17 protein-coding genes are annotated in these 16,832 nt (G+C 59.2%); 8 read left to right on the forward strand and 9 right to left on the reverse strand.

Annotation, left to right across the window (positions count from 1 at the left end):
- Window positions 1–128: 128 nt before the first annotated feature.
- Complete coding sequence (locus tag J3A65_RS15290; protein WP_209902051.1) at window positions 129–1,052, forward strand: NAD(P)/FAD-dependent oxidoreductase; 924 nt, start codon at window positions 129–131, stop codon at window positions 1,050–1,052.
- Window positions 1,053–1,111: 59 nt separating this feature from the next.
- Here J3A65_RS15290 and J3A65_RS15295 read toward each other — a convergent pair whose 3' ends face one another.
- Window positions 1,112–2,029, reverse strand: coding sequence for a LysR family transcriptional regulator (locus J3A65_RS15295; RefSeq protein WP_209902053.1), 918 nt, complete (start codon window positions 2,027–2,029; stop codon window positions 1,112–1,114).
- 110 nt (window positions 2,030–2,139) lie between these two features.
- Between J3A65_RS15295 and J3A65_RS15300 the strand changes: the two genes are divergently transcribed.
- Both J3A65_RS15300 and J3A65_RS15305 read left to right on the forward strand, forming a co-directional pair.
- On the forward strand, window positions 2,140–3,315 hold the full coding sequence (locus J3A65_RS15300; RefSeq protein ID WP_113167131.1) for an acyl-CoA dehydrogenase: 1,176 nt from the start codon (window positions 2,140–2,142) through the stop codon (window positions 3,313–3,315).
- A 293-nt stretch (window positions 3,316–3,608) separates the two neighbouring features.
- Window positions 3,609–4,907 carry a hypothetical protein gene (locus tag J3A65_RS15305; RefSeq protein WP_209902055.1) on the forward strand — a complete coding sequence of 433 codons (1,299 nt, stop codon included), beginning with the start codon at window positions 3,609–3,611 and terminating at the stop codon, window positions 4,905–4,907.
- On the opposite strand, the gene J3A65_RS15310 is transcribed toward J3A65_RS15305, so the two are convergent.
- A complete protein-coding gene (locus tag J3A65_RS15310) occupies window positions 4,904–5,371 on the reverse strand; it encodes a GIY-YIG nuclease family protein (protein WP_209902057.1) in 468 nt (155 codons plus the stop codon). The genes J3A65_RS15305 and J3A65_RS15310 overlap by 4 nt on opposite strands.
- A complete protein-coding gene (locus J3A65_RS15315) occupies window positions 5,368–6,141 on the reverse strand; it encodes a hypothetical protein (RefSeq protein WP_209902060.1) in 774 nt (257 codons plus the stop codon). Before J3A65_RS15315 ends, J3A65_RS15310 begins: the two co-directional genes overlap by 4 nt.
- Before the next feature lie 362 nt (window positions 6,142–6,503).
- On the opposite strand from J3A65_RS15315, the gene J3A65_RS15320 reads away from it, so the two are divergent.
- Together J3A65_RS15320 and J3A65_RS15325 are read left to right on the forward strand one after the other, a co-directional pair.
- Window positions 6,504–7,100 (forward strand): cupin domain-containing protein, encoded by a 597-nt coding sequence (locus tag J3A65_RS15320; protein WP_209902062.1) that lies wholly within the window; start codon window positions 6,504–6,506, stop codon window positions 7,098–7,100.
- A 196-nt stretch (window positions 7,101–7,296) separates the two neighbouring features.
- Window positions 7,297–8,733, forward strand: coding sequence for an NAD-dependent succinate-semialdehyde dehydrogenase (locus J3A65_RS15325; RefSeq protein WP_209902064.1), 1,437 nt, complete (start codon window positions 7,297–7,299; stop codon window positions 8,731–8,733).
- A 106-nt stretch (window positions 8,734–8,839) separates the two neighbouring features.
- Here the strand turns inward: J3A65_RS15325 and J3A65_RS15330 are convergent, their stop codons facing one another.
- The gene (locus J3A65_RS15330) at window positions 8,840–9,304 is read right to left on the reverse strand and encodes a hypothetical protein (RefSeq protein WP_209902067.1); all 465 of its coding nucleotides are present in this window, start codon (window positions 9,302–9,304) and stop codon (window positions 8,840–8,842) included.
- Between the two features lie 344 nt (window positions 9,305–9,648).
- Window positions 9,649–10,020, reverse strand: coding sequence for a VOC family protein (locus J3A65_RS15335; RefSeq protein ID WP_062461393.1), 372 nt, complete (start codon window positions 10,018–10,020; stop codon window positions 9,649–9,651).
- A 72-nt stretch (window positions 10,021–10,092) separates the two neighbouring features.
- Between J3A65_RS15335 and J3A65_RS15340 the strand changes: the two genes are divergently transcribed.
- Complete coding sequence (locus tag J3A65_RS15340) at window positions 10,093–10,539, forward strand: MarR family transcriptional regulator (protein ID WP_156466570.1); 447 nt, start codon at window positions 10,093–10,095, stop codon at window positions 10,537–10,539.
- A gap of 71 nt (window positions 10,540–10,610) precedes the next feature.
- Here the strand turns inward: J3A65_RS15340 and J3A65_RS15345 are convergent, their stop codons facing one another.
- Window positions 10,611–11,528, reverse strand: coding sequence for an AraC family transcriptional regulator (locus tag J3A65_RS15345; protein WP_209902069.1), 918 nt, complete (start codon window positions 11,526–11,528; stop codon window positions 10,611–10,613).
- A 130-nt stretch (window positions 11,529–11,658) separates the two neighbouring features.
- On the opposite strand from J3A65_RS15345, the gene J3A65_RS15350 reads away from it, so the two are divergent.
- Window positions 11,659–12,432 (forward strand): SDR family oxidoreductase, encoded by a 774-nt coding sequence (locus J3A65_RS15350; protein WP_245341557.1) that lies wholly within the window; start codon window positions 11,659–11,661, stop codon window positions 12,430–12,432.
- 69 nt (window positions 12,433–12,501) lie between these two features.
- Here J3A65_RS15350 and J3A65_RS15355 read toward each other — a convergent pair whose 3' ends face one another.
- Window positions 12,502–14,523, reverse strand: coding sequence for a DEAD/DEAH box helicase (locus J3A65_RS15355; RefSeq protein ID WP_209902070.1), 2,022 nt, complete (start codon window positions 14,521–14,523; stop codon window positions 12,502–12,504).
- Between the two features lie 439 nt (window positions 14,524–14,962).
- On the opposite strand from J3A65_RS15355, the gene J3A65_RS15360 reads away from it, so the two are divergent.
- On the forward strand, window positions 14,963–15,544 hold the full coding sequence (locus J3A65_RS15360) for a DUF1349 domain-containing protein (protein WP_209902072.1): 582 nt from the start codon (window positions 14,963–14,965) through the stop codon (window positions 15,542–15,544).
- 12 nt (window positions 15,545–15,556) lie between these two features.
- Here J3A65_RS15360 and J3A65_RS23365 read toward each other — a convergent pair whose 3' ends face one another.
- Together J3A65_RS23365 and J3A65_RS15370 are read right to left on the reverse strand one after the other, a co-directional pair.
- The gene (locus J3A65_RS23365) at window positions 15,557–15,895 is read right to left on the reverse strand and encodes a hypothetical protein (protein WP_245341558.1); all 339 of its coding nucleotides are present in this window, start codon (window positions 15,893–15,895) and stop codon (window positions 15,557–15,559) included.
- Between the two features lie 132 nt (window positions 15,896–16,027).
- Window positions 16,028–16,726 (reverse strand): HAD family hydrolase, encoded by a 699-nt coding sequence (locus tag J3A65_RS15370; RefSeq protein ID WP_113469250.1) that lies wholly within the window; start codon window positions 16,724–16,726, stop codon window positions 16,028–16,030.
- Window positions 16,727–16,832 lie beyond the last annotated feature (106 nt).

The following is a 16,832-nucleotide window of genomic DNA, read 5'->3' on the forward strand; positions in this document are numbered from 1 at the left end:
TTCTACTCCCTCGCGTTCTTTCCCCACCGACACTAGCACAATCGTCATTCACGATACAATCGAAGTGCCATGAGGCTTGACCCGTCTTTTCATGACACTTATGTTGTTGCGAGATAGAGGAGAAAGTCATGAGCGACACGATCTACGACGTCATCATCATCGGAGGCAGCTACGCCGGGCTGTCGGCAGCGCTTCAACTCGGCCGCGCGCGTCGAAAGGTTCTGATGATCGACGAAGGCCTCAGGCGCAATCGGTTCGCATCCCACTCGCATGGCTTCCTCACCCAGGACCATGTCGATCCCGCTGAAATTGCAGCCGAGGCCCGGTCACAGGTCATGGAGTACCCAACGGTGGATAGGGTCTCGGGTCGTGCAGAGACCGTTCAGCGCAACGGTGAGAAAGGCTCCGGAGCGGCTCATGTCACCGTTTTGGTGAGGGACACCTCTTACCGTTCGCGCCGGCTGATCCTGGCGCTGGGCGTACGCGACATTCTTCCCGACATCGCGGGGTTGAAGGAGCGTTGGGGCAAGAGCGTGTTCCATTGCCCCTACTGCCACGGCTACGAACTCAACCAGGGCAAGATCGGCGTCATCGCCGGCTCAGCGCTCTCGATGCACCATGCGCTGATGCTTCCCGATTGGGGACCGACAACCCTGCTTCTCAACCAGGCATTCGAGCCGGATAGAGATCAGCTTCAATCCCTCGCAGCGCGCGGCGTCGTCATCGAGCGCTCCCCCGTGAAGGCCCTCACCGATCACGCCGATGTGCAGCTTGTAGATGGAAGGACCCTGTCTTTCTCCGGCCTGTTCGCGCTTGCTCCCTTCGAGGTCTCCACCTCGATCGCGCAGCAGCTCGGCCTCGACATGGAACAAGGCCCCCTTGGCGCCACCATCAAGACTGATGCGATGAAGGAAACCAGCCTGCCCGGCGTCTTCGCCTGCGGCGACGCCGCGCGGCCGATGGCCTCTGTTGCACTCGCGGTCGGCGATGGAAGCCTGGCGGGCGTGGCTGCTCACCGGTCGTTGCTGTTAGCAACCATCAAGCATGAATAGATTCAGGGAGCGATGGATGGATTATGGTGAAGGGGCGGGACGCACCGTGCCGCCAACCTTCACCACCCCACCACCTCCTGCCCATACCGCGCCACCTCCTCCAGCAGCCACTCCCGAAAGGCCACCACCGGCCTGAAATCGCGTTTGCTGATGGGTGCCACCGCGTAATAGGCGCTGGGGCTTGTGACTTCATGCAGGAAGGCTTCGACGAGCTGGCCGCTCGCCAGTTCGCTGTCGATCAGGAACAGCGGCATAAGCGCCACGCCGAGCCCCGCGATCGCTGCCTGCGCAACGCTTGAGAACTGTTCAAAGCGCATCGCCTGGGAGGGTGCCGTGTCGATGCCAAGGCTTGCGAACCAGTGGCTCCAGGCGCCGGGCCGCGATGCCATGTGCAGAAGCGGCAGCCGCAGCAGGTCCTCGCCCGCGCGGATCGGATGACTGGACAGAAACTCCGGCGAGCAGACCGGCGCCACCATTTCGCTCATCAGATAGGTGCACTCGGCCCCCTGCCAGTCGGGCGTGCCCACATGGATCGCCATGTCGATGCCCTCGCGGTCGAAATCGAACACGCCGATGCGGGTCGCGAAATTCAGCGTCACCTGCGGATGCCGGGCGACGAATTGCGGAATGCGCGGCATCAGCCAGCGGGTGCCGAATGTCGGCAAGATCGCAAGGTTCAGCTGGTCGCCATGCCGTTTGCTCATGGCCGCGAGCGAGGCCGAGCGGATCTGCGACAGCGCCACGCTGATCGACTTGGCATAGTCCGCCCCGGTCTCGGTCAGCACCACGCCGCGGCTGGTGCGCTCGAACAGCGGCATGCCCAGCTGCTCCTCGAGCCCGGAAACCTGCCGGCTGATAGCCCCTTGCGTCAAGGACAGCTCTTCGGCAGCCGCCGAAAAACTGCCGAGCCTGGCAACGGAATCGAAGGCGGCAAGCGCCGAGGTGGACGGCAGAAGCTTTCGCGACAGGGTGAGCATGCCCTATGACTATAGATCATGACGGTTTGAGTAAACGGGTCTTGCCCTTCAGCGCCCCACGACGATAATCGCCAACAACAGAATTGCTGAAATCCGGAGGCCTCAGAAGCATGGCGTTTAACTGGAACGATCCCTTTCTCATCGAAGACCAACTGAGCGACGAAGAGCGGATGATCCGCGATGCGGCCGCAAGCTTTGCCAAGGCCGAACTCGCGCCCCGCATCAACGATGCCTATCTCGACGAGACCACCGACAAGGACCTGTTCAAGCTGATGGGCCAGACCGGCCTTCTCGGCGTGACGCTCCCCGAGGAATATGGCGCCGCCAACGCTTCTTATGTCGCCTATGGCCTCGTCGCCCGCGAGATCGAGCGCATCGACAGTGGCTATCGCTCGATGATGAGCGTCCAGTCCTCGCTGGTGATCTATCCGATCTTCACCTACGGCTCCGACGAGCAGAAAAAGAAGTATTTGCCTGGCCTCGTCTCCGGTGACCTGATCGGCTGTTTCGGCCTGACTGAACCGGACGCCGGCTCGGACCCCGGCGGCATGAAGACCCGCGCCGAAAAAATCGAAGGCGGTTATCGCCTGCGCGGCGCAAAGACCTGGATCTCCAACGCCCCGATCGCCGACGTCTTCGTCGTCTGGGCGAAATCGGAAGCCCATAACAACGAGATCCGCGGCTTTGTGCTCGAAAAGGGCATGAAGGGTCTCTCGGCCCCGAAGATCGGCGGCAAGCTTTCGCTGCGCGCCTCGATCACAGGCGAAATCGTCATGGACGGCGTCGAAGTGACCGAAGATGCCATCCTGCCCAACGTGTCGGGCCTGAAAGGTCCTTTCGGCTGCCTCAACCGCGCCCGCTACGGCATTTCCTGGGGCGTGATGGGCGCTGCCGAAGACTGCTGGTTCCGCGCCCGCCAGTATGGGCTGGATCGCAAGCAGTTCGGCAAGCCGCTCGCCGGCACCCAGCTCTACCAGAAGAAGCTCGCCGACATGCAGACCGAAATCACGCTCGGCCTGCAGGCATCGCTTCGCGTCGGCCAGCTGATGGACCAGCACAAGATGGCCCCGGAAATGATCTCCATCGTCAAGCGCAACAATTGCGGCAAGGCACTCGATATCGCCCGCCAGGCCCGCGACATGCACGGCGGCAACGGCATCCAGATCGAATACCACGTCATGCGCCACGCCCAGAACCTCGAAACGGTTAACACGTATGAAGGCACGCATGACGTCCACGCGCTGATCCTCGGCCGTGCGCAGACGGGAATTCAGGCGTTTTTCTGAGGCGGGGATTTGGTGAAACCGCAGCAAGCCCGGCCCGCTTTTGCGTGCCGGGCTTTTTTGTGCGGGATGGGGATGGGGGCTGGGGTGGAGGCGGAAGTTCGCTCCCAGCACAGCACTGTCGGATTTGGGGCAGGGAGGAGACCGTCCGCATCAGGCAAACACTCCGGTAGCTGCCGTTCGGCCGCAGCCTCAAGGTTACCTCGGGGGCAATGCCCCGATGGACTGCATACTGGTGCGCCCAAAGCGACCTTGCCTAGAAAACTAAAAGTGGTAGCGTCATGGCGGGGGGAATAATGGCTATCAGAAATCTTTCACTTGGCTCGCTTGTAGTAAATCGCGCCAACGACCGTCACGGCGAACTTGAAAACGAAACGGCTGCTATTGCTTGGCTCTTTAAAGAGCGCGAACAGCATATGCGTAATCTTGCGAAGGACATTGTAGATCGACAGGAGATTTACGAGGTTCCCTTGGTCTGTCCCGACAGTGATAAATTCGTAGTCTTCGACGGAAACCGGCGCGTGACATGCCTCAAACTCCTTGAGGATCATCGTCGGGCACCGACGGTTGAGCTTCAAGAGTTCTTCCGAGAGCAACGTTCTCGATGGACAAATGACTTTCCCAAAAGCATCCAGTGTCAGGTCGAAGCTGATCGGGATCGAATCGACGAGATCCTCTTTCGTCGGCATACAGGATCCCAAAACGGGGTAGGTCAAAGCACCTGGGACGACCGGATGAAGGCCATATTTGTGGCTCGCACTGGAAAGGGCAGCGGCACAAGCGTTGCGGACGAAATTGAGCAGCGACTGGCAAGCGCCAATCTTTTGCCTTCCCGGCAGAAATTGCCACGATCGACGCTCAATCGCCTTCTGTCAGCTGAGCCCTTCAGAAACCGCGTCGGCATCAGCATGAAGGGAGGGCGGTTCGAGTTTACCCACGATGAGACAGCGACCCTCCGTGCTCTGGCTAGGATTGCGAGTGATCTCGCGAGCCGAAAGGTCGTTCTTGGCCATCTTTGGGACGTAGATGGCAAGGAAGCATATCTCAACCGGCTGGATAGCGAAGGTGTTCTTCCCGGTCCCAGACAAGCTATTGCCGCCACGTCAAAAGATGCGCCGAAGCAGCTCAAAGCCAAACCTACCGCCAAGGCCGTTCCCACCATACGATCGACCCTCATCCCCCCCAAAGAATTCGGTCTGACATGGCCGGGTCGCCTCCAACGACACCATCAGATTTGGGAAGAGCTGCAGTTTCACCTCGACCTCAGGACGCACCCAAACGCAGTATCGGTTCTCCTCCGTGTCCTTATCGAACTCGCCCTGGAGAATTATATCAAATCGGCCGACGTGGCGGTCCATGACAACGACAAGCTTGCGATGAGACTCGAGAAGGTGGGCCAACATCTGCTGGCTGCGGGCCACATCGACAACAAACAGATGGATGTGGTCCGGAAGTTCAAACAGGGCGACAAACTCGTTTCGGCAGACACCCTGAACCGCTATGTGCACTCGCCCAATTTCGCACCGTCACCGGAACATCTCTCATCTATGTGGGACAGCTTGGCGGACGTAATCGTGCTCTGCCTGAAAGCCTAGCTACGCGGCTTTTGATTCGTTGATTCTTGCCTTTGAAATTTCGGCAGGGAAAGCTTCTGGCTTGCCTGCTCCCTAAGGAATTCGGCCATTCCCTCGCCATTGAACCAGTAAATGAAATCCACGGAGTTTCTGTCCGGGTTGTCGTCGCTGAACTCCGTAAATCCCTCCAGCAGCAAATCCAAGACATCGTTTTCACCAGTAAAATCGAACCACTCTCCCGAGTACCAGTACCTTGCGAAACCGGTATGTAGGCGCCGTTCGTGGTGAGACATTCCCCAAAACGGCTTTTGACCGATTAACGTCATGTCGGGCAACCAGGTCTTTGCCGCCTTCAGCCGGTTCTCATTCCGTTTGGACTTTCCGATTTTGTATTTGCCGTGGTTCTCGACAATGTAGATGTATCCCGGATCGACGCGGCTGATCTGCCAAACTGGTATAATTGTCCCGGCATCTTTGAAAATCATTGTACCGCTCCCCTGCGGGCGAACGTCCCAGCTTTGAATTTCGGCGAGAATCGACGATCAAATTCCGGGTGGAGTGCGTCGTAGAGCCAACTGAGCTGCCGGACGACTTTTCTCACAGCGGTGTTGAAGTCGCGTTGAAGTTCAACGAGTCCCTCCCGATAAAGTCGCTCAACAGGCAGCGCTCGGCCATTGGGTCCGACCGCACCATTGAAGCGGTGCTCAAAGAGACTGGCGACACGAAACACCTCGTCATCCGAGCTGAATCGTCGTTCAAGTCCATGGTGAAAACGACGGTTTCGCTCGCGACGCAATTCGCCTTGATCGTCAATCATGGCCATCAGATGAGCCAGAAGTTCTGGGGGGATCGAGTTCTTTTTCAGATTTTGCGCAGTGCAAGCTTCGAATGAGAGACCGCATTCGAAAACTTGGCTGACTAGGATCATCGAGCAATCTACCACCGAAATGTAGCGGGCAAGGAACACGTCCGCGCATACCGTCAGCCATTCGTAGCGCGAAACTGGAAACTGCTTGCAATTGTCAGGCATGCTTGATGGCCACAGCATGCCTCCGACCATGTTGAGTGACTCTACGCGTCGGGTCAGCATCGAGAGAACATGGTTGACGTCGTAGACATATTTGCAGTCGTCGTGGCTGGACAGATCCTGGTACGAGTCGAAGTCGAGCCCAACTATGGAAAGATCATAAATGCGGCCAACAAACTTGTGGACGTCGGAGGGAAGTACATATTGTTTGAGCAATCTGGTCGCCATTGAGCAAGCATAGCTCAAACCCTTGTACAAGTTAGGGGGGGGATAACAATAACCTTAGCTGAAAAGCCAGAGCAGTTCGAACTCGGCTGCGCAAAGGGTGACTTATCCTCCGAGAGCCGACGCCAGTATGCGCACGCCCGCAGGCTTAAAGCGCGGCTTTGGGAAATCGCAGAGGCCAGTTAAATGTCTTAAATGAGAGGGCACAGCTGTAACTCGCCATTCGTCCGCCAACGCCTGCCCCACCCACACCCCCCTCACCACCCACGCCAGTTTTCGTCATTGGCCATCCCCCACCCTTCGGTGTATCACAAATCGCTGCCGCCGCTTGAGGCGCTGGCGATGCATGAAGGCGCGCACGAAGAATGCACGGAACGGAAAAATCGGAAGCCGATCACCCGCACAGCGAACCCGAAGCGGCGTTCGATGTCGGCGATCGGCTCCGGCTGGTGCGCCAGGCGCACGGGCTGTCGCAGCGGGCCCTGGCGGTCAAGGCCGGCGTTACCCATTCGCTGGTCTCGCTGATTGAAAAGAACAAGGTCAGCCCCTCGGTCGCCTCGCTGAAGAAGATCCTGGAAGCGATCAACTATCCGATGACCGATTTCTTTGCGCTGACGCTGCCGCCCGTCGACCAGATCTTTTACCGTGCCGACGAACTGACGCCCTTGTCGACAGGCGCGCTGACGCTGTTGCAGGTGGGCGATGCCAAATCCCACAGCGTGCAAGTGTTTCACGAATTCTACGAGCCCGGCGCCGATACCGGCGAAACCATGCTCAGCCACGAGGCGGAGGAAGGCGGCGTCGTTGTTGCCGGCGAACTGGAAGTCACCGTCGGCACGCAGACCCGTATCCTGAAGCGCGGCGATGCCTATCTGTTCGACAGCCGCCTGCCGCATCGCTACCGAAATGTCGGACCTGTGCGCTGCGAGGTGGTCAGCGCCGTCACGCCTCCCTATCTATAGAGCACGCGGGGGCACGGCAGCTGATAACGCTGCCCGGTTTAATCGATATAAGTATGACTTATTCGATACCCGCCGTTGATTGTCTCCCGTCTTTGTCTTAACTCAGGCACCGGAACATTTGACACCTCTGCCGGCGGCCGGATGCACCTCCTTACCGCTTGCCCTTGCGCGAATTTCACGAACGAAAGTGGACCCTATGCAGACCTATCCCGACGTAAAGCTCTTCATCAACGGCGAATGGCGCGATGCGATCGCCGGCGAGACCATCGAAGTCACCGATCCCGCGACCGACGAAGTGATCGGCAAGATTGCCCATGCTCGGCATGCGGATCTCGATCTCGCGCTCGAAGCGGCCGACAAGGGTTTCAAGATCTGGCGCGACACCGCGCCCTTCGACCGTTCCAAGATGATGCGCAAGGCAGCCGACCTTCTGCGCGAGCGCGCCGATAGCATCGCCTTCATGATGACCCGCGAACAGGGCAAGCCGCTTGCCCAGTCGAAGATGGAAATCATGGGCGCCGCCGATACGATCGACTGGTTTGCCGAAGAAGCCCGCCGCACCTACGGCCAGATTATTCCGGCCCGTTTCTCCGGCGTCAACCAGATGACGATCAAGCTGCCGGTCGGCCCGGTTGCAGCCTTTACGCCGTGGAACTTCCCGATCAACCAGATCGTCCGCAAGCTGTCTGCAGCGGTTGCCACCGGCTGCTCGATCATCGTCAAGGCGCCTGAGGAAACTCCGGCATCGCCGGCCGAACTCATCCGCGCCTTTGCAGATGCCGGCGTTCCCGCAGGCGTCATCGGCCTCGTCTACGGCATTCCGTCGGAAGTTTCGGAATATCTCATTCCGCATCCGGTCATCCGCAAGATCTCGTTCACCGGCTCCACGCCGATCGGCAAGCATCTCGCAAGCCTCGCCGGCAAGCACATGAAGCGCGCCACGATGGAACTCGGCGGCCACGCACCGGTCCTGATCTTCAACGATGCCGATCTCGACAAGGCGATCGAAGTGACTGCCATGTCCAAGTTCCGCAACGCCGGCCAGGTCTGCGTCGCGCCGACCCGCTTCCTGATCCAGGACGGCGTCGCCGACAAGTTCCTCGAAGGCTTCGTAAAGGCTGCAGAAGCCCTCAAGGTCGGCAACGGCATGGAGGCCGGCACCACGATGGGCCCGCTTGCCAACGAACGCCGCATCCCTGCCATGGAAGCGCTGATCCAGGACGCCGTCTCGTCCGGCGCCGAACTGAAGACCGGCGGCAAGCGCATCGGCAACAAGGGCAACTTCTTCGAACCGACGGTTCTTGCCAACGTGCCGACGTCTGCCAAGATCATGAACGACGAGCCCTTCGGCCCGATCGCCATCGTCAACCGCTTCTCGACCTATGAAGAGGCCATCACCGAAGCAAACCGCCTGCCCTTCGGCCTCGCCTCCTACGCCTTCACCGGCTCGGTCAAGACCGCCCACGCACTCGGCCGCGAAGTCGAAGCCGGCATGCTGACCATCAACCACAACGGCCTCGCCCTCCCCGAAGTCCCCTTCGGCGGCGTCAAGGATTCCGGCTACGGCACCGAAGGCGGCTCCGAAGCCGTCGCGGCCTACCTGGAAACGAAGTATGTCAGCCAGATGAACTGATCGATTGATTGGTGAAATGCGAAACGGCCGGAGTGAAAGCTCCGGCCGTTTTTTTTGTTTTGGGGAGATGGTGTCAGCTTAGGCAGGCGTAGTGAGATGACGGGGTTCAAGCGCTCGAGTTGCTGCTGGAAGTCTCGTCCTGATACTGCTGCATAGTCTCCATGGCCTTCTCGAGCATCGAGAGCGCGTCCTCGTCGTTGCGCGAAATCGCTCCCTCGATGCCGACGCGAACCTTTTCCGTAAAATCAACGCGTTCGCCATCAGCGGAAGCGTGCAACTCGCCGGCAGTGCCGCCATCCACCGGAATTTTCATCGTCATCGCCATAAAGGGCAGGCCTTCATCAAGCGACATATTCCCGCTGCGGATCTGCTCATTGCTCCAGTCCTGCATTTCCTGGCGGGTCATGCTGGTAAAGTCAGTCTGTTCGGCGTCCTCTGCATCCGACGTGGACTCACCTGCCGTGGCAGTGCTCAGCGCGGCCAAAAACGAGGCCGAGGTGTCGTCGGAAGCCGCAGATGTCTGCGCGCTTTGGCTGGCGTAGAGGCGACTTGTTGATGTGTCGATTTTCATTGTAGCAATACCTTAAGTATATAACTGGTACTGCACTATCGAATGCAAAGCTTGCGCCAAGCATTTTGACGTCTCAGCCTTGTAGAGAGACATAAAACAATAATATTTTCGAATATTTTATAATAATGATATGAGAATTAGAAGAGTTGCTCTGAACTTAGCTCAACGTATTCATATTGCTTCTGCTTCCTTCTGGCGGAAAACACAAAATGGCAGGTCTCAGGATTTTCGGGCGCCGTTTTAGAGCGAAGTGCGTTCATCGAACGCACTTCGCTCTAGTCTTATGACGCCAAAGCATTTGATCCGCCTCAGGCTGCCGTCACCCTGAAGGCCAAATGCTCTCATCACAGCGTTGAGACGTTATGCGCCGTTATCGTATATCCAAATGGATCAACGAATGCGAAGTAGCGCCCGAACGGCCCGTCTTTGGGCGGGAATACTATCTGCACATCCCTCTCGGAAAGATGCGCGTGCAATTCGTCAGCGTCGTCACAACCAAACCAGATTGCGACGCCAGTTCCGAGCTTTACCGTGTCGTCAAAGCCCTCGATCGGCGTGCGAACGGCGAATGGAATAGGGTGCGCTTCGAAAACAACCGCGCCGGGAGGTGCTTTTGCCGAGGGCGTAAGCCCGACGACATCCCGATAGAAGGTGAGTGCGGCGTCCAGATCCTTCGTCTGGATGCCGATGAAATCCGGTCCAATTAATCGAGCCATAGGCTGCCTATCCTTTTCAATGAGACCCGCTATTATCAGGGTACTGATATCTAGTAGTATAAGGGCCCTGATATGTCCACTCTCATGGATCCACCGGTCGATGACACATACCGTTCGCTCGGATACGCGCTGAAGCGAGCGCAGCAAGCGCTGCGGGGCCATCTCGACAACCAGCTGAGAGATATCGGACTGACGACCCCGCAATATTCGGTACTGGCGGGGTTGGAATTCAGCGCAGGCTTATCAAGCGCGGACTTGGCCCGGCGCGCCTTCGTGACACCGCAGACGATGCAGTCCATCATAGCCACACTCGAACGGGACGGCCTTATCAAGCGCATGGCTCATCCGGTACGCGGACGGGTTCTCACAACCGAACTGACACCGAAGGGCCGGACCGCATTGTGTGCGGCCCATAAAATCGCCGCTGACGCCGAAACCATCGCCCGAAATGCCGTAGCACCTGACAACCCGGAGATCATATACGCGGCCCTGCTCCGTATAGCAGAGGCAATGCGTTAAACTCCTTGGTCGAACCTAACGCCCGGCCATAGCTCCCTGCCGCTCACTACCGCAGCCAAAGAGCCACCCACCTACCCCGCCGCGGCCTCACCATACCCCGGTGGCCCCACCGGCGAGGTCGCCCGCAAATTCCTGATGTCGCGGGCGGGTGGCGATCCGAACATTCTTGCGTATTCCCGGGTGAACTGGGACAGGCTTTCATAGCCGACGGCAAGTGCGACGGCTGCCACATCGCCCGGCCGTGCAAACAGCATGCCGCGCGCCTCGTATAGCCGGATCCGCTTTTGATACTGGATCGGTGACAGGCCGGTGCTCGTCTTGAAGCGCCGCTGAAAGGCGGATGGGCTCATGTTTGAAGCGGAGGCAAGCTCGTCCACGTGGAAGGTGGTGGCATAGTCCTTGCGCAGCCGGACCAGCGCGTTCCTGATCTGCGCGAACCGATCGTCGATGCTGGCGACTTGCCGCAGCACGGCGCCTTGCGGGCCGCGCAGCAATCGGAACAGAATTTCCCGTTCCAGCAGCGGTGCCATCACCGCAATCTCGTCCGGTTGCTCCATCAGGCGCAGCATTCTCAGCCAGGCGTCGATCAGTCTGTCGCTTGCGTGATTGACGCAAAAACTGGGCCTGTCGGACGACACAGCCGGGCCGGGATCGTCCAGCAGCAAGTCGGCTATCATCGCGCGATCGAAGGTGAGCCTGACCGCGAGATAGGGGCCCTTCACACTCGCATGAACGATCTCGCCGATGACAGGCAGCGCCACGGACGCGATGAATGTCTGCCCTGCGGTGTAACTGATCACCTCGCTCCCGATCAGCAGGCGCTTTTCTCCCTGCAGGATCAGGCTAACCAGAGGCTGATAGATTTCGGGAAACAGCTCGGTCGGTTCGGTCACCTTGAGGATGTCAACGCGGGGAATGCCCGTGGTCGTGAGCACGCCTGCAGCGCGTTCTTCCACAAACTCCTTCAACATCCTGATGGCATCGCTCATGAGCAGAGATGTGGCACGGCTTTCCCTCCAGAGCAACGCATAAGCAGGAATGTGCAAATTTGAGACCGGGTCGGACACGCGACGGAACTGGCTCCGGTCTATGGATACTGACCAGCGCCGCCTTGTCGCGATGCTGCGCGGGACACCATTTTATGAAGGAACATTCCAGATGGACATCAAAGACGCGGTTGTGATTGTCACCGGCGCTTCCTCGGGTATCGGCGAAGCAACTGCGCGCGCTGCGGCCTTGTCCGGCGCTCGGGTCGTTTTGCTGGCCCGCAGGAAAGATCGCATAGAAGCGCTGGCACGGGAGATCGGCAATGAGGCGTTGGCGGTGGTGTGTGATGTCACGCGCCCGGAGCAGGTTGAACAAGCCGTCCAGGCCGCCGCTCAGAAATACGGTCGCATCGATGTTCTGGTCAACAACGCCGGGCAGGGCCTGCATGCCACGATCGAAGATATCGGCATTGATGATTTCAAAGATGTGCTCGATCTCAACTGCGTCGCGCCGCTGGTCATGATGCGGGCGGTCATTCCCCATATGCGCAGGCAAGGTGCCGGCAGCATCGTCAATGTCAGCTCGGGCGCAACCCTTGCCACCTATCCGGGCTCGGCTGCCTATACCAGTTCCAAGGCAGCGCTGAACATGCTTTCAAGTGTGGCGCGCCTGGAGCTTGCCGATGCAGGTATTGCCGTCTCGATCATGCATCCGTTCATCACCGCGACCGAGTTTTACGGCGCCGTCAGGTCTGGGCTGGAATCGGCAAAGACACAGGAGATCCAAACCGCATCCTTCGCACATCCGCCCGACCGCGTGGCAGACATGATCCTTGAGCTTGTGCGGAGCGGCAATGCGCAAGCCGACCTCGTTCCGAAGGACTATGGCGGAAGCTTCGAGGGCTAGGGGATGTAACCTGCCCGCCAGATCTCCCAATAAACAAACGGGGGACGAAACCTCGCCCCCCGCTATCAACTACTTGCGCTTGTCGAACCCGCCCTTAGGGGTCGGCTTCTTGAACGGCTTGTCGCCGCCAGCCTTGTTGAACGGCTTGTCGCCCGGCTTCTTGGTGAAATTGGACTTTGGATTTTCGCCCCAGACTTCGTCGTCGACGCGGCGATCGACATTGGCGCCGGCGGGCTTGGCTTTCCAGTCCTTGCGCGGCGCATCGCCGTAAGGCTTGGCACCGGCCGGCTTGTCCTTGTTGAAAGGCTTGTCGCCGTAGGGCTTGTCTTTGTTGAACGGCTTATCGCTGCGCGGACCATCCTTGCTGAACGGCTTGTTGTCCTTGTAGGGCTTGTCGAGACGCGGGCCTTCGCGCTTGACGAAGCCTTCGTCATCGCCGCGCGAGAACTTGCTGAAATCCGGAACGCCATCGAGACGCGTCACGCGTACGCCGCGTTCCATCATTCCGTCCTTGCCGAGCTTGGCCATGAACTTGTCGGCATGGGCGGCGGCAATTTCCACGAAAGTCTCGTCGGCCTGCATCTTGATCGCGCCGATCTCGTGCTTGGTGAGATCACCGGCGCGGCAGATGGTGGGGATCAGCCAGCGCGGTTCGGCGCGCTGCTTGCGACCGACCGACAGCGAGAACCACACGGCAGCGCCGAAATCGCCACGCGGCGTCAGCGGCCGCGGTGCGGAATCGTTGCCGCCTTCGCGGGGCTTGCGGGTCTCGAGCGACACTTCGGTAATGTCTTCCGGCGCCGAATTCTTGCCGCGATAGAGGCTGACGAAGGCGGAGGCCAGCTTCGTCGCGTCAAAACGCGCCACCAGCTTGTCGATCAGGCCCTGTTCTTCTTCGTCCTTGGCGATCTCTTCGAAGATCGGATCGGCAAACAGACGTTCCTCGTCGCGCGCGGTCACCTCTTCGGCCGATGGCGGGCGGGCCCAGGTGGGCTCAACCTGCGCGCCGGCGAGAAGACGCTCGGCCTTGCGCCGCTGGCTGACCGGCACGATCAGGGCGCTGACGCCCTTGCGCCCGGCACGGCCTGTGCGGCCCGAACGGTGCAGCAGCGTTTCCGAATTGGTCGGCAGATCCGCATGGATGACGAGTTCGAGGCCCGGCAGGTCGATACCGCGGGCAGCGACGTCGGTTGCGATGCAGACGCGGGCGCGGCCATCACGCATGGCCTGCAGCGCATGGGTGCGCTCGGTCTGCGTCAGTTCGCCCGAAAGCGCCACCACGGAGAAATTGCGATTGGCAAGACGGGCATGCAGATGATTGACGGCAGCACGCGTCGAGCAGAACACGATGGCGTTCGGCGCCTCGTAAAAGCGCAGCGCATTGACGATCGCATGCTCGCGGTCCGCCGGGGTCACGACCAGCGCGCGATATTCGATATCCACATGCTGCTTCTGTTCGGATGCGGTTGCAATGCGCACGGCATTGCGCTGGTAGCTCTTGGCAAGCTTGGCAATGGCCGACGGAACGGTTGCCGAAAACATCAGCGTGCGGCGTTCGGCAGGGGCTGCCTCAAGAATGTATTCGAGATCTTCGCGGAAACCGAGATCGAGCATCTCGTCGGCTTCGTCGAGCACGGCCACGCGGATTTCCGTCATGTCGAGCGCGTTGCGGCGGATATGGTCGCAGATACGGCCAGGCGTGCCAACGACGATATGCGCGCCGCGTTCCAGCGAACGACGCTCGGCGCGGATATCCATGCCGCCGACGCAGGAGGTGATCACGGCGTCCGCTTCGGCATAGAGCCAGTCGAGCTCGCGCTTCACCTGCATGGCAAGCTCGCGGGTCGGCGCGATGACGAGTGCGAGAGGTGCCGCAGCCCGGCCGAATTTCTCACCATCGTCGAGCAGCGTGCGCGCCATGGCCATGCCGAAGGCAACCGTCTTGCCGGAGCCGGTCTGGGCGGAAACGAGCGCATCGGCGGTTTCAAGCGCGGGATCGAGCATGGCCAGCTGGACGGGGGTTAGCGTCTCATAGCCGCGCTTTTGCAAAGCCTTCGCGATCGCCGGGGCGGCGCCGTTGATATCGGTCATCAAATCTGTCTTTCGGATATGTCGGGCTCAAAGGCCCCATGGCTGCAACGATCGCAGCCGAACGTTTGCGCCGTCCCTATAGGCTTCGGCGCGAAAAGTCAAAGGATGGGTGGCCGCGGGGTTACGGTTGGTCGCGAGTAAATCTGTCCCTCACCCCGACCGATGTCAGGACGCGGAGCTGAGTTCGGCCCGAATGAGAGAGGAATGCCCTATCGTTTTATGCCCCGCCACGACCACTCCTGCGCCGCGCAGGAGCTCTGCTGCTGGCCGAAGGAAGAGTAATCGTCGTACGCTATCATTCCACATTCTCCTCGCAGCTCTTGGCACGACGCAGAAATTCTCTGTCAGTCCTTTTTTGTTGGCAGTTCATGCGCTCTCGCAATAATCTCTCGACGAAATATGCGGCAAAGAAGTCCGCCGGTTGTCATAGGAGCCACTATTGCAGAGCCTTAAGAATGGACGGTGGCTAAATCAGCCCGCAAATTCAGAAGCTTCGGATCTCGGACTCTCTGTCACGACTGACGCCAGCACGGATTTCTGGCGAGAGACACATTATGGCTTTGTCCGCGACAACGGCCACTTCTACGCATTCCAGACCGACGGCGACTTCACCGCCCAGGTTCGAGTCCAGGCCCATTTTGAGCATCTTTACGACCAGGCTGGCCTCATGGTCAGGCTTGACGAAAGACGGTGGGTCAAGACCGGGATCGAGTTCTCGGACGGCTATGGCCTCCTCGGCAGTGTGCTGACGGATGACGCCTCCGACTGGGCCACGGGACGATACGACGGCGACCCATCAGATTTTTGGATAAGAGTGACCGTCCAGAGCGGCGTTCTGAGAATCCAAGCGTCAGCCGATGGCCAAACTTGGCCACTCGTCCGCCTTTGCCCATTCCCAAAAGCGGATCATTATTTCGTTGGCCCGATGTGCTGTACGCCCGAAAGAGCAGGCCTGGAGGTAAGATTCAGTGAGTGGCAGATCGGTCAGGCCCTGGGCAAAAACCTCCACGACCTGTCATAGCCGCCAGAGCGCTTAAATTTCCGTGCCGAGAGCAACATACTGATCGAGACGCCTGAGCCATTTGCGCTCGATGGCCGCCTCGATGTCGATTTCGTTCGCCCGAAGATACAAAACGAACTGCCCGAACAAGTCGGCCGCTTCGTTTTCCAGGGCTTCGCGCGTGCCGCCTGAACCATCAGCATTTGGCTTCGCCCGACCGGCCATCAGGAGATGCTCAGCGGTCAGTTCGCCAAGTTCCTCGGTCAGCTTCAGAAGATACCAATCGGCGCTCCGTTCAATGGCATGGACTCTGGCGTAGAGGTCCCCGACGTGACCAATCCGGTCACTCAGCTCCTTGAAGGTCGCACTCATTCTGTCCTCGGCAATCGTAGAAAGACACAGTTTGTCGACGCTACCACCGATTTGCGACAGGACCGCTGCGATGACCGCAAGTGGCGGATTGTTGCAAGGGAGCTACCCGTTTCGCTCAGAAGACGACATCCGCTAGGAGAGCCAGTCATCGGCATCAGCTATCCACTGCGCGATCAAAGCCGGGAGTTCCATCAGACTCGTGATCATTCCGTCGGCCCTGACCGCCGCGCCATCCGGCCACACCGCTCCGTTCGGGAACCAGACCGTTCGCATGCCAGCAGCGTGAGCCCCTATAATATCTGCCTCCGGCGAATCGCCGACGAAAACGCATTTGCTTGCTGTGACAGACAGTCTCTTCGCGCCTTTGAGGAAGATTTCCGTATCCGGCTTCCTGCACCCTTCTTGTTCTGAAATGAGGTAGGCGTCTGCCAGCCGATCGAGGTTCAGCGCCAGCAATGACCTCAACTGTATATGGGTTTGGCCGTTACTGACGATGCCGATCTTTTTGCCTGATCGCCTCAGCTCCAGGATGACATCGCTCATCCCTTCGAAGGGCCGCGCATGACGCCAAGCGTTCGCTTCGTAATCGTCAAACAGGTCCTTGATCAGCCTTTCATCGGAATTGCCGATTTCGCCAAGCAGTGTGCCGTAGACGTCGAGCTTCGACACGCGTCCCCGGCGATCCAGTTCAAGAAACCGAGCAGCCACCTCGCTCAAGCTGGAGAAATCGCCGATATCGACGTTTGAAAACTGATGCTGGACAAAAGCGTTCAAGGACGACGATCTGTCGAACAATGTCTCATCCAAATCGAACAGCACGGCATCAATCATGCGACGTCCCAATTCCAAGGGGGCTAGGTACGTCTATGATCTAGGTTGTGCATACGTCGGGCGGATGACATTGGTTCGCGATCATCCGCAATGCCCGCGTCTCGCC

It is taken from the genome of Rhizobium sp. PvP014, assembly GCF_017876855.1.
Lineage (GTDB): Bacteria > Pseudomonadota > Alphaproteobacteria > Rhizobiales > Rhizobiaceae > Neorhizobium > Neorhizobium soli.

Excerpts from the sequence above, each read along its gene's own strand:
- J3A65_RS15290 (WP_209902051.1), top strand. The coding sequence starts at position 129 with ATGAGCGACACGATCTACGACGTCATCATCATCGGAGGCAGCTACGCC.
- J3A65_RS15295 (WP_209902053.1), bottom strand. The coding sequence starts at position 2,029 with ATGCTCACCCTGTCGCGAAAGCTTCTGCCGTCCACCTCGGCGCTTGCC.
- J3A65_RS15300 (WP_113167131.1), top strand. The coding sequence starts at position 2,140 with ATGGCGTTTAACTGGAACGATCCCTTTCTCATCGAAGACCAACTGAGC.
- J3A65_RS15305 (WP_209902055.1), top strand. The coding sequence starts at position 3,609 with ATGGCTATCAGAAATCTTTCACTTGGCTCGCTTGTAGTAAATCGCGCC.
- J3A65_RS15310 (WP_209902057.1), bottom strand. The coding sequence starts at position 5,371 with ATGATTTTCAAAGATGCCGGGACAATTATACCAGTTTGGCAGATCAGC.
- J3A65_RS15315 (WP_209902060.1), bottom strand. The coding sequence starts at position 6,141 with ATGGCGACCAGATTGCTCAAACAATATGTACTTCCCTCCGACGTCCAC.
- J3A65_RS15320 (WP_209902062.1), top strand. The coding sequence starts at position 6,504 with ATGCACGGAACGGAAAAATCGGAAGCCGATCACCCGCACAGCGAACCC.
- J3A65_RS15325 (WP_209902064.1), top strand. The coding sequence starts at position 7,297 with ATGCAGACCTATCCCGACGTAAAGCTCTTCATCAACGGCGAATGGCGC.
- J3A65_RS15330 (WP_209902067.1), bottom strand. The coding sequence starts at position 9,304 with ATGAAAATCGACACATCAACAAGTCGCCTCTACGCCAGCCAAAGCGCG.
- J3A65_RS15335 (WP_062461393.1), bottom strand. The coding sequence starts at position 10,020 with ATGGCTCGATTAATTGGACCGGATTTCATCGGCATCCAGACGAAGGAT.
- J3A65_RS15340 (WP_156466570.1), top strand. The coding sequence starts at position 10,093 with ATGTCCACTCTCATGGATCCACCGGTCGATGACACATACCGTTCGCTC.
- J3A65_RS15345 (WP_209902069.1), bottom strand. The coding sequence starts at position 11,528 with ATGAGCGATGCCATCAGGATGTTGAAGGAGTTTGTGGAAGAACGCGCT.
- J3A65_RS15350 (WP_245341557.1), top strand. The coding sequence starts at position 11,659 with ATGCTGCGCGGGACACCATTTTATGAAGGAACATTCCAGATGGACATC.
- J3A65_RS15355 (WP_209902070.1), bottom strand. The coding sequence starts at position 14,523 with ATGACCGATATCAACGGCGCCGCCCCGGCGATCGCGAAGGCTTTGCAA.
- J3A65_RS23365 (WP_245341558.1), bottom strand. The coding sequence starts at position 15,895 with ATGAGTGCGACCTTCAAGGAGCTGAGTGACCGGATTGGTCACGTCGGG.
- J3A65_RS15370 (WP_113469250.1), bottom strand. The coding sequence starts at position 16,726 with ATGATTGATGCCGTGCTGTTCGATTTGGATGAGACATTGTTCGACAGA.